Origin of the sequence: Burkholderia sp. BCC0419, from assembly GCF_902830285.1 — a bacterium.
Classification (GTDB): domain Bacteria; phylum Pseudomonadota; class Gammaproteobacteria; order Burkholderiales; family Burkholderiaceae; genus Burkholderia.
The window spans coordinates 154,026-166,483 of the sequence record NZ_CADESR010000014.1 but is presented as its reverse complement, the minus strand read 5'-3'; the positions used below and the strand labels follow the sequence as shown (position 1 = coordinate 166,483).

General features: G+C 68.6%; 5 protein-coding genes. 3 read left to right on the top strand and 2 right to left on the bottom strand.

Annotation, left to right across the window (positions count from 1 at the left end; translation table 11 throughout):
- The 3 genes from HWW87_RS35345 to HWW87_RS35335 form a co-directional block, all read left to right on the top strand.
- On the top strand, positions 1-987 hold a 987-nt coding region (locus HWW87_RS35345; RefSeq protein ID WP_175824151.1), incomplete at its 5' end, for an AMP-binding protein.
- A 218-nt stretch (positions 988-1,205) separates the two neighbouring features.
- Complete coding sequence (locus HWW87_RS35340; protein ID WP_175824150.1) at positions 1,206-2,276, top strand: porin; 1,071 nt, start codon at positions 1,206-1,208, stop codon at positions 2,274-2,276.
- Positions 2,277-2,514: 238 nt separating this feature from the next.
- The gene (locus HWW87_RS35335) at positions 2,515-3,921 is read left to right on the top strand and encodes a methyl-accepting chemotaxis protein (protein ID WP_175824149.1); all 1,407 of its coding nucleotides are present in this window, start codon (positions 2,515-2,517) and stop codon (positions 3,919-3,921) included.
- 21 nt (positions 3,922-3,942) lie between these two features.
- Here HWW87_RS35335 and pbpC read toward each other — a convergent pair whose 3' ends face one another.
- Positions 3,943-6,372, bottom strand: coding sequence for a penicillin-binding protein 1C (gene pbpC / locus HWW87_RS35330; protein ID WP_175824148.1), 2,430 nt, complete (start codon positions 6,370-6,372; stop codon positions 3,943-3,945).
- Positions 6,373-6,426: 54 nt separating this feature from the next.
- On the bottom strand, positions 6,427-12,429 hold the full coding sequence (locus tag HWW87_RS35325) for an alpha-2-macroglobulin (protein ID WP_175824147.1): 6,003 nt from the start codon (positions 12,427-12,429) through the stop codon (positions 6,427-6,429).
- Between the last annotated feature and the right edge of the window lie 29 nt (positions 12,430-12,458).

The window sequence follows — 12,458 nt, the reverse complement described above, 5'->3', positions numbered from 1 at the left end:
CAGGTCGTGTTCGAGGGCGTGCCGACTTATCCGGACGCCGGCCGTTTCTGGAAGATGATCGACGATCACAAGGTGACGGTGTTCTACACCGCGCCGACCGCGATCCGCTCGCTGATCAAGGCGGCCGAGGCCGACGACAAGGTGCATCCGAAGAGCTATGACCTGTCGAGCCTGCGCATCATCGGCACGGTGGGCGAGCCGATCAATCCGGAAGCGTGGATGTGGTACCACAAGCATGTCGGCGGCGAACGCTGCCCGATCGTCGACACGTGGTGGCAGACCGAAACCGGCGGCCACATGATCACGCCGCTGCCGGGCGCGACACCGACCGTGCCGGGTTCATGCACGCTGCCGCTGCCGGGCATCATGGCCGCGGTGGTCGACGAGACCGGCCAGGACGTGCCGAACGGGCAAGGCGGCATCCTCGTCGTCAAGCGTCCGTGGCCGGCGATGATCCGCACGATCTGGGGCGACCCGGAGCGTTTCAAGAAGAGCTATTACCCGGAAGAACTCGGCGGCACGCTCTATCTGGCCGGTGACGGCACCGTACGCGACAAGGAGACCGGCTACTTCACGATCATGGGCCGGATCGACGACGTGCTGAACGTGTCGGGCCACCGGCTGGGCACGATGGAGATCGAATCGGCGCTGGTGTCGCATGAGCTGGTGGCCGAGGCGGCGGTGGTCGGCCGGCCGGACGACACGACGGGCGAGGCGGTCGTGGCGTTCGTGGTGCTGAAGCGTTCGCGCCCGGAAGGCGACGAAGCGGCGGCGCTCGCGAAGACGCTGCGCGACTGGGTCGGCAAGCAGATCGGGCCGATCGCGAAGCCGAAGGACATCCGCTTCGGCGACAACCTGCCGAAGACGCGCTCGGGCAAGATCATGCGGCGCCTGCTGCGCTCGCTTGCGAAGGGCGAGGCGATCACGCAGGACACGTCCACGCTCGAGAATCCGGCCATCCTCGAGCAGTTGAACCGCTCGATGTGACATTGCCCGCCACGGCGGGCGCATCGCTTCACCGCGGCACCGCAGCACGGCCGCCGGCCCGGCTCTGACACCGGGCTCGCGGGCCGTGTTGCGGCGCCGGCGACAAGCATCGCCGTGCGTTCCCCGACGGCACGGCATGCAGGCGGCTCGCCTCGCATCCGCCATCGAAGTTTTAATTAGTCATACGTATTACAACACTCACAAAACGGAGACAGACGATGAAGAGCAGGACATGGACAATTAGCGCGGCGCTGCTCGGCGCGGCGGCAAGCACGAGCAGTTTCGCGCAGAGCAGCGTCACGCTGTACGGCGATCTCGATGCCGCATTGCTCTATACGAGCCGATCGCTCGATTCGGCAACCGGCGGCAACGCCGGACGCCAGTTCGCGCTGACCGACACGGGCATGACGCCGACCAACTTCGGCATCACGGGCACCGAGGATCTCGGCGGCGGGCTGCACGCGCGATTCAAGCTGGAGAGCGGCTTCAACATCACGGACGGCGCGTTCGGCCATTCGAACGGCAACTTCTTCGGCCGCCAGGCGTGGGTCGGGATCGACGGCGGCTTCGGCGAAACGAAGGTCGGCCTGCAGTTCTCGCCATTCGTGCTCGCGATACTCGGATCGGATCCGCGCAACGTCTCGCACTTCGGTGCCGCGCTGGTTCCGTACGTCGACAACGTGCTCGTCACGGGCCTCTTCAACCCGAATGCGATTTCGTACACGAGCCCGACGATCGCCGGGCTGACGGCCAGCGCGATGTTCGGCTTCGGCGGAAAGGCCGGCGACTTCCAGGCGGGACGCCAGTATTCCGGCAGCCTCACCTACGCGAACGGCGGCTTCATGCTCAACGCGGCGCTCTACGACGGCAACGGCGGCACGTCGCCGACGCCGGTGCCGAGCACGGTCGCGTTCGTCGGCCGCACGATCGGCACCGCCTATACGTTCGGGCCGGTGACCGGCAAGGCGTCGTTCACGAGCTACAAGGTCGCCGGCTCGTTCAGCAACAACGTGTATAGCGCCGGCCTCGACTATCGCGTCACGCCGGCCCTCGACCTGAACACCGGCGCGTGGTACACGACCGACCGCAACGATTCGCACAATCATTCGCTGCTTGCCGCGATCGGCGCCGACTACAGCCTGTCGAAACGAACGGGCCTGTACGCGCAGGTCGGCGTGGTCAACAACCACGGCGCGATGAATACCGGCCTCGGCATCACGGGCGGCGCGTTGTACGGGTTGCCGGGCACGACGGTCGGCGTCAACGCGGGCATCCACCACGTGTTCTGACGCAGCGCCTGCGCACGGGCGGCCGCTGCGCGCCGCCCGTCCCACTCCACACCGCGGCGGCGTCGCCACGGAAACGTGGCGCGAACGCACCCTGTCCGGCGCCGGTCCGGCCATCCGGCATGCCGATCTCGATGTTTACCCGACCTCAAGTCCGCGGCCGTGCGGCCGTCAAGTCAGGAACGCACGCCCAACATCCGCCGGGAACCCGGCGCGCATGCCCTCAAGGAGACCCACCAACGTGAACTTCTTCGGAATCGGCCGCGGCCGCCGTTCGTCGCGCGCGCTCGTCGGCGACATCGCCGAACAGGCCGGCAGGCTCGGCATCGAGATCTGCGACGTGTCGGGCCACGTCGAGGAAGTCGCGGCCCGCGTCGCCCGGCAGGCGGAAGTCTGCCATACGCTGCGCGAATCGGCCGCGCTCACGCTGCGCGGCAACCACCGGATCGCCGAGGCCGCGCAGCAGGTGCGCGACGTCAGCGCCAATGCGTCGAATGCGGTCCGGCAGTCGCAGCAGACGATCGAGGCGTCGCTCGCCGACATTCACGGCCTCGTCGAGGGCGTCACCACGATCAGCGACCAGATGGGCGCGCTGCGCGACGCGCTCGGTCACGTGCGGGCCGTGTCCGAGGAAATCTCCGTCATCGCGCGACAGACCCACCTGCTCGCGCTGAACGCCGCGATCGAGGCCGCGCGCGCCGGCGAGTCGGGCCGCAGCTTCGCGGTCGTCGCGGCCGAGGTCAAGAACCTGTCCGCGAAGACCGGGCAGGCGACGGCCCAGATCGAGACGACCCTCGCGCGGCTCGCCGAGCAGACCGAACACCTGCTCGCAGAAGGCACCGACAACGCCGCCCGCGCGCATCGCGTACGCGAGGGCACGCGCACGATCGGCGAGGTCGTGCACGCGACCGGCCACGCGATCACCGAGCTGGCCGGCGAGGCCGAACAGATCGCATCGTTGACGGACGAGATCGAGGCGCAGTGCCACCGTCTCGACGAGCAGGTCGGCGAGATGGCGTCCGGCGTCGAGAACTCCGCCGACAACTTTTCGCAGGCCAAGGACCGGCTCGGCAATCTGCTCTCCGTTTCCGAGACGCTGATCGAGCTCACCGCCGCGACCGGCGTCGACTCGCCCGACACGCGCCTGATCGACGCCGCGCGGAACACGGCCGCCACGATCAGCAAACTCTTCGAGGAGGCGGTCGGCCGCGGCGATATCGCGCTCGACGCGCTCTTCGATGCGCACTACGAACCGATTCCCGGCACCGACCCGCAGCAGTTCATGACGCGCTTCACGGCGTTCACCGATCGCGTGCTGCCCGCCGTCCAGGAGCCGGTGCTCGACCTCGACGAACGCGTCGTCTATTGCGCGAGCTTCGACCGGCGGTGCTACCTGCCGACCCACAACCGGAAGTTTTCGCTGCCGCAGCGCGCGGACGCCGCCTGGAACGCGGCGAATTGCCGGAACCGCCGGATCTACACGGACCGGACGGCGCGCATGTCCGTATCGCACAGCAAGCCGTTCCTGTTGCAGACCTATCGGCGCGACATGGGCAACGGCCAGTTCGTGCTGATGAAGGACGTGTCCGCGCCGATCGTCGTCGGCGGACGGCCATGGGGTGTCCTGCGGATCGGCTACAGCGTCTGAGCCGGCGCGGGCGGGCCGTGCCTACTGCTCGAGCCCCACCCCCAGCGGCCGCTGGTCGCTGCGCCCGTGATCGTCGACCACCCGCACGGTATAGCTGCCGGCCGTGCGCGGCTGCCAGAACAGCGCGTCGCCCGGCGCGCTGCGGCCGACATACGCGTCGTTGACGAACCAGTACAGCGCATGCGCGCTCGCATCGGCGGTCGCGTTGAACGCGATGCGGGTTTCGTCGGTGCTTTTCACGCGCATCGCATACGTACTGCCGCGCAGCGGCGACGTGATGCGCGGCGGGTCGCCCTCGACCTGCCCGGCATCGCGACAATCCGCATTCTGCGGCGGCCGCCGGCGCGGAATGCCGGCCTGCGCGAATACCTGCTGCAAGTCCGACGGCCAGAACTCGAAGACCTCCGTATGCGTGCGCTTGCCGTCGTACGGCGGGCACGCGGCCTTCCCCGTCGCGTCGTCGATCACGACGGGCCGGTGCACGGTGCTCACGCGGATCGGCGACGTGCCCGGGATGAACCACGTCCAGCCCTGCTGCGGACACCACTCGTTCGGCAGGTCGCCGCTCGCGAGGCAGACCCGCACGCGCTTCAGGCGTGGCGGCACCGCGCGCGGCGGCTCGACGAGCGTGCGCTCGGCGTTCATCGCATCGACGACCTGAAAGAACAGCGGCGCGGCCGCATCGACACCGACGAACGCGGTATTGGTCGAATTGTCGAAATTGCCGACCCACACGACCAGCACGTACGGGCCGAACACGCCGGCCGTCCACGCATCGCGGAACGACCATGACGTGCCGGTCTTCCAGTACACGGGCACGCTCGACGGCTGCGCGCCGCTCGTCTCGTCGGGGCGCAGGTGCTGGCGCAGCATGTCCATCGTCATGTAGCTCGCTTCGGCGCTCAGCAGGCGCCGGCCGGGCAGCGCCGGTTCGTCCGCGCGCAGCCGCAGCGGCCGGAACTCGCCGCGGTTCGCGAGCATCGCATACAGCGCCGCGAGATCCTGCATCGTCACTTCGCCGCCGCCGAGCACGAGCGCGAGCCCGTAGTGCTGCGCGCTCGCGAGCCGGCGCACGCCCGCGTCCTGCAGGAACCGGTACAGGTCGGGCGACTTGAGCTGCGACGCGACCCACACGGCCGGCACGTTGCGGCTGCGGTTCAGCGCGTCGGTCGCCGTGATCGGCCCGAGGAAATGGCCGTCGAAATTTTCCGGCGCATACGGGCCGAACGACGTCGGCACGTCGCGCAGCACGGTCTGCGGATGCAGCACGCCCTGGTCGAAGCCGAGCGCATAGATGAACGGCTTGAGCGTCGAGCCCGGCGAGCGCCGCGCAAGCGTGCCGTTCACCTGCCCGTCGATCGTGCGATCGAAGAAATTCGCGGAGCCGACCAGCGCCTTCACGCCCATGTCGCGCGTATCGACGAGGATGGCCGCCGCGTTGCGCACGCCGCGCGTATCGTTGCGCGCGACATAGCGTGAAATCTGCCGTTCGAGCGTGCGTTGCAGGTCGAGATCGACGGTCGTCGCGAGCCGCGCACCGCCATCCCCATCGCTGTCGCGGTTGCCATCGGCCACCGAGCCGCCCTGCGTCGTACGCCACGCGCTGTGCGCAGCAAGCGCCTGATCGACCGCATGCGGCGCATCGAACGGCAGCGCGGACAGCGGCCGCATCGCCAGCGGCAATGCGAACAACGGCTTGAGCGACGCATCGCCCGGATGCTTCGTCAGCCAGCGCGCATACAGCCGGTTGCGCGACGCGGCCAGCGCCCGGTTGATCTCGTCCTGCCCGCCGCGCACGCGCCGCGCCGGGTCCTGCGGAATCACCGCGAGCGCAAGCGCTTCGGGCAGCGTCAGCGCGTCGGGCATCCGGTCGAAATAGACGACGCTCGCGGTGCCCGCGCCTTCGACGTTGCGGCCGTACGGCGCGTCGTTCAGATACGCTTCGAGAATCTGCCGCTTCGAGTAGAAGAGTTCGAGCTGCACCGCGCGTGCGACCTGCTCGAGCTTGCCGGCCGGCGTGCGCGTGTTCAGCTTCCACAGCGAGCGCGCGAGCTGCATCGTCAGCGTCGAGCCGCCCTGCGGATTGCCGCCGCGCACATACGTGATCCACGCGCCGCGCGCGAGCCCGTACGGATTGAAACCCGGATGCCACCGGAACCAGCGGTCCTCGTGCAGCATCACGGCTTCGACGAGCTGCGGCGACATCCGGTCGAGCGGCACCCACAGCCGGTAGCGGTCGTCCTTCGCGAGCGTCAGGCGCAGCAACCGGCCCTGCGCGTCCGTCACCGCGACCGACGACGGTTTCCAGTCGCGCAGCGGCGGATGCGGCCACAATCGGCACGCAGCCAGCGCGCCGAACACGAGCAACGCGCCCGCGAGCCAGTTCTGCCAGCGATGCAGCCAGCGGCCGGCGCCGTGCAGCGCGCGCCGGCGCATGGATGCGTCAGCCACGCCCGGTCGCTCCTTGCTTTCGACGCGGCCTGCAACGCCGGTGCCTCCGCCTCGTCATCGCACGCGCTCCACCGTCAGCGCCGTGCCGCCCGGCGCCTGCGCCTGCACGCGGCGGTCGTACATCGATTCGCCGTAGGCCGGCGGCGCAATGAAGCGGCCCGCGTTGCTCGCCTTGATCCGGTAGACGAACTCGCGCACGTCGGTCGTCGCGGTGCCATAGATCACCACGCGATCCTCGCGGATATCCGCGAACTGCGGCTGCCACGTCGAGCCCTTCACGCCGATCGGCGAATGCCACGGCGCATCGGCCGCCGGGGTCGACGCACTGCCGTCTCCGTTGCCGTCACCGTCCTGCGTATCGGTCACGGGCGGCGGCGCGATCACCGGATCGAAGCCGCCCGGCAGCAGGTCGACGATCGCGACGTTGCCGACGTTCGCCGAACCGGTCGCGCGAATCTTCAGGTGCACGTCGATCTCCTGGCCGAGCGTGATCCTGGCGAGCGGCTTGCCGTCCGTATCGGTGTAGTCGCGCACGATTTCCAGCCCGTTCCTGATCGCCTTCGTCGACGCGCCGCGGTCGTAGCCCGACTGGCTCGCGACCCACCACGCCGGCAACGCGCTGCCGTTCACGAAGTCGACGCGCGACGCGCCGGCCGTCCACGTGCCCGAGCGCACGAGGTTCGCCTGGATCGACGACACGTCCTTCGGCGCGGCGCCCGCCCGCACTTCATTGATCGCGAGCTGGTCGAGCTGGCCCGCGTTCGATGCCGCATACGCGTCGAGCGCGAGAATCGTCATCGCCGACGACAGCGTGTTGTAACGGTTGTCGACGAGCGGCGCGGCGAGGTTGTCCATCGCGCGCGGCGACAGCTTGCGCACGCGCTCCGGGAAGTGCTTCGCGAGCAGGTACAGCACGCTCGCGTCGCGCGTCAGCGGGTCGATGTAGTAGCCCGTCACGTAATCGCCGTCGGACGCGCGCTTGCGCTCGAGCAACGCCTGCGGGCCCGCGATCAGCGCGGCGGCCTCCTTGTCCTGCTTCAGCAACTGGTACGACGCGGCGAGCCACGCGGCCGCGAGATCGCTGTTCCAGTCCTTCGGGTACGCATCCTGCAGCCGCTTCTGCACGGCCGCGAGGCTGTTGGTCGTCACGTTGCCCTGGCGCGTCAGCAGGTACACCGCGTACGCGCGCTGCCGCAGCAGGTCGAGCGAGCCGAGCGAATCGTTCGCGGCGAGCCGCTGCAGGTACGCGTTGCCCGCATCGAGCATGTCCTTCGGCACCGCGACGCCACGATCGCGCGCATCGAGCAGCACGTGCATCGCATACGCGGACACGAACGGATCGGCATCGGGCGTCGCGCTCCACAGGCCGAAGCCGCCCTGCGCGTTCTGGCGGCTGCGCAGCACGCCGAGGAACTGCGCGATCGCGCTCGCGTTCGCCGCATCGGCGCCGGCTTCGGGCGCATGCATCGCGCTCGTCAGCGCGCGCACCGACAGCCACTTCGCCGCGAACATACGCGGCACGGCCGCGCTCACCATCTGCTCGCTGCAAGCGTGCTCGAAGTTGACGAGATACGACGACAGCCCTTCGGACAGCACCAGCGGCGCGGTCGAGATGCTCGCGTCGCGCGACGCGTACGCGTCGTACATCGACCGCAGAATCGGCGCGCCCGCCTTCTTGCCCGGATCGAGCCGCGCGATGTCGAGCTGCGTGCGGAACGCGGCGGCTGGCCGCACCGACACGTCGACGCGCTGCTGCGCGCCCTTCGCGCCGTAGCGCGCGCCGAACGACAGCGCGCCCGAGCCGAGCGTATCGGTCGCCTTCACGCGGAACAGCGCGACGCCTTCGTGCTGCGGCGCGAGCGCGACGTTCTGCGTCGCCGGCCCGATCACCTGCAACTGCGGGCCCGTCTTCAGCGTGACCGCGACCGGCACCGGCTGGTTGCCGACGCCCGTCAGGTTGTTCGCGACGCCGACGCTGACGTCGGCCTCGTCGCCCGGCGCGAGCGTCGTCGGCACATTCGGCGACAGCACGAAATCGCCGCGCACCGTCGTCGCGCCCTCGAACGTGCCGACCAGGTCCGGCGACACCGACACGGCCATCACGCGCAGCTTCCCGTTGAAGTAGTCGGGCACCGTGTAGCTCAGGCGCGTGTCGCCGTTCACGTCGACGATCCCCGACCAGTAGACGACCGGCTTGTCGCGCTTGCGCTTGAACGGGTTCAGCTGGCGGCCGATCGCGTCGTCGGCGTCGCCGCCGGGCGCGGCCATCGCCATCAGCTTCTCGAAGTCCGGCAGGATCAGGTCGAGGATCTGCGACGTGCCGACTTCGAGCATCCGCTTGCGGAAGAAGAACTTCAGCGGATCGCCGAGCTTGTAGCGCGCGACCTGCAGGATGCCCTCGTCGACCGCGAACACGACGACCTTCGCCGGCTTCGCCGAATGCACGGTGAAATTGACCGTGTCGCCCGGCTTCACGAGCGCCGGCGCATCGACGCTCACCGCGTTGCGGCGCGCATCGAGGTTCACCGAGAACGGCACGACGCCGTAGCTCAGCGGGCTCATGAAGATCTCGTCCGATGACGGATCGCGAATGTATTGCACGTTGATGTAGCCGTTGCCTTCGAAGCCGGCCGGCACCGTGATGTGCTGGATCGAGCTCGTCGTGTCCGCATGGAACCATGCGTGCGCATACACCTTGTCGCGCTCGATCGTGATCAGGCCGCTGCCCGCGTAAGGCGCGCGGATCGCGATTTCCACCTGCTCGCCCGGCTTGAAGTCGTGCTTCGCGAGGCTTACCTGAAGCTCCGCGTTGCGGTCGAGCGAACGCGTGACGTTCGCGGCGCCCGTGACCGAATACTCGATCCGGTTCACCGCGGCGCCGTCGGCGCGGCGGATCACGAGCGCATAGCTGCCCGGCTTGTCGGTGCGCAGCGCGTAGTCGAGCCCGGCCGCCGGAATCGACAACGGCTTCTCGTCGACCGGCACTTCCTTCAGCCGCGAATCGTATTTGTACGCGCCGGAATCCTGTTTGGTCAGCACCGATACGTAACGCTGCTCGACGAGCTGCGCGCGCAGGTCCTTCACGTCGATCGCCTTCGCGCCGGGGTCGATCGCGACGAGCCGCACCGTACGCGGGCTGCCGCGCTTCACGTAGCCGAGATCGTCGACCGACTTGTAGCCGACGAGCCAGTCGTTGTTCGACACGAGCGTCTGCGCGTTCGCGGCGACGTTACGCCCGCCTTCCGCTTCGTACGCCTTCGCCTGGAAGTAGAGCTGGTAGGTCGCGTCCGCGTACTTGTCGAGATCGAGATCGAATTCGGCATGGCCCTTGTCGTCGGTCGTGCCGTCCTGCAGCGCGGTCGTGTAGCCCTCCTTCGCGCGGCGTGCGTCGAAGAAGTGATACCCCTGCCAGCTGCGGAACGACGGCCACACCGGGCGCAGCGTCAGCGTCGCCGCGACGCGGCGCTTCTCGGCCGGCGTGCCGAACAGGTTCTGCGCATCGACGATGCCCTTCAGCCCCTTCGGCTTCACCCACCCTTCGACGACCTGCTGCGACAGCTTCGCGTCGACCTTCATCCGGTCGGGCAGGAATTCCTTCACCTGCACCGTCGTGCTGCCGATCGGCTCGGCGCCCGGCTGGCCGTCCTTGACGATATACAGGTTGACGGTCCATGTGCCGGTCGGCGCCGTTTCGGCGGTCGTGTAGCCGAGCTCGGTGAAGCCCGTCGCGTCGACGGTCACCGGCTTGCGCTCGACGGTCATCCCGCGCGGGTCGACGATCTCCGCCTGCAGCGGCACGCCGGCCGGGCTGCGCGCCCAGCTGGCCGCGCGCACGATCAGGCCGATGTGGAACGGATCGCCGGGCCGGTACAGGCCGCGATCCGAGAACAGGTACGCGGACAGTTGCCCCTGGCCCGTCGCGTTGCGTTCGCCATCGACGTCGAAGCGCGAGAAGTCCAGCTGGCGATCGCGGCCGGCCACCGGCAGGAACGACAGGTCGGTGTCCTTCTTCACGAGGTACAGTTGCGGACGCTTCTCGCGGTCGAGCCCCTTGAACGCGGGGAAATGCACGACGCCGTCGGCGCCGGTCGTCTGCGTGAACAACGCCTGCCCGTTCACCGCGAGCACCGACACCGTTGCGCCCGCAACCGGCTTGCCCGACCGGATCGACTGGATGAACACGTCCTGGCTGCCGTCCAGCGCACGCTTGACCAGCATCCCGAGATCGGTCACGACGATCAGGCGCGTGTCGCCGAGCGCGTTGTCGCCGTCGTCGCCGTTGCCGCTGCTGTCGCCGGAATCGGCGTTGTCGGACTGATCCTGGTTGCCGTCGCCGGACGCCGCATCGCCGTCCTTAGCATCGTCGGCTTTCTTCTTTTCGGCCGCCGGATCGTACTTCGACAGATGCAGCAGGAACACGCCGCGCTTGCCGTCCTTCAGGTACTGGCCGAGGTCGATGCCTTCGTAATGCGCCTTGCCGGGATCGCCGGCCGGGAACGCGCGGGTCTGCACGAAGCGCTCGACGATGTGATCCTCGCTGAACGAATACGACAGCTCGGGCCGCGCGTACGTGCCGTTGTTGAAGCTCACGAGATGCTGGATCTGGTCGGGCAGCACGCGGCCGATCTCGACCTTCATGCCCGGCAGGTTGCGCGACACGACCGACAGCCGCTTGCTGCCGCTCATCGACAGCAGCGAGCCGTCGGCCATGAAGCGCAGCAGCTTCGGATAGTCGGGCACCGTGAACGCGTTCGTCACCGGCTCGCCGATCCGGTAGCCACCCGCCGATTTCAGGTCGCCCTCGAATCGCACGACGACGCGCTCGCCCGGCGTCGCGTGGTACTTGAAGCTCTGCAGCGTCGCGAAGTCGTTCTCGGTCGGCACCGCTTCGAGCGGCAGCGGCTTCGACTGCTTCAGCACCGCGTCGCTGATGTCGGCCACGTTCCATTCGTACGGCGGATCGTCGTCCGCCTGCTCGACGCCCGGCTTGCGCTTCGGCAGCACCCACGCCTTCGCGCGCGCGGCCAGCTCGGCGCCGCGCACGCCGTCGGAGGTTTCGGCGACGAGCACCTGTTCGGGCTCGTAGCGCTCGTTGTCGACGAGGGTCGGCGCGATATTGCCGATCGACAGGCTGTACAGCCCCGGCACGCCGACCGACGCGTGCAGCCCGTCCGGCGTGCCGTTGCCGCCGCGCGCGCTCTTCACGCCCTTGTCGACGTCGAGCCGCACCACCAGCGGATCGCGCGGAATCTCGAGCGGCGGCGAGTAGACCCACGCGCTCGTCTTCATCTTGTCGTAGTTGACCGTGTAACGCAGCGGCGACACGGTCTTGCCGTCGCGGCCGACCAGCACGAGGCCGATGCGCTTCTCGAACTCGGCCGGATCGACCGGGTAATTGAAGCGCAACTGCAGCAGCGCCTGCTTCTCCGCCGGATTGTCGGGGTTCTGGTAGAACTGGTTGTCGCCGAACGTCGCGGCGAATGTCGGCACGTCGAACGCGAAACGATCGTCGTGCATCGTCACCTGCGGCGCGAACACCCGATGCACGGCAAAACGCACCTCGACGTGCGCGCCGACCGGCCAGTCGGCCGCCGGCGTGAAGCGCAGCGTCTTGTCGTCGACCCATTCCCACGCGCCCTTCAGCGCGGGCGTCATCTCGATGCCGTCGCCGGCCGGCTTGCCGACCCGTTCGATCGGTGCGGCCGATTGCGAGAACGCCACTTCCAGCGGATGCACGGTGATCTTCGGCTTGTCGGTGTCGTCGACCTCGTAGGTCGTGATCGCCGGCGCCTTCACGGTGAAGCCGACGGTTTCGGGCTCCGGCGGCTTCGGGCGATGCTTGAACCAGTAGCCGCCGTAACCGAGCGCGGCCGCGAGCAGCACGATGCCGCCGGCGTGCCACGGGCGGCGGCGCACGGCCGCGGCGGTGACGCCCAGCCACGCGGGCGCCGTCCACGACACGTTGCCGACCAGCGGCCGCAGCGCGCAGCCGAGCAGCCACCAGACGAAGCCCGCCACGCGAATCGGCAGGAGCAGCAGGAAACGCAGCAAATCCATTTTGTTATTTCCTTGTCAAGGACATGCTG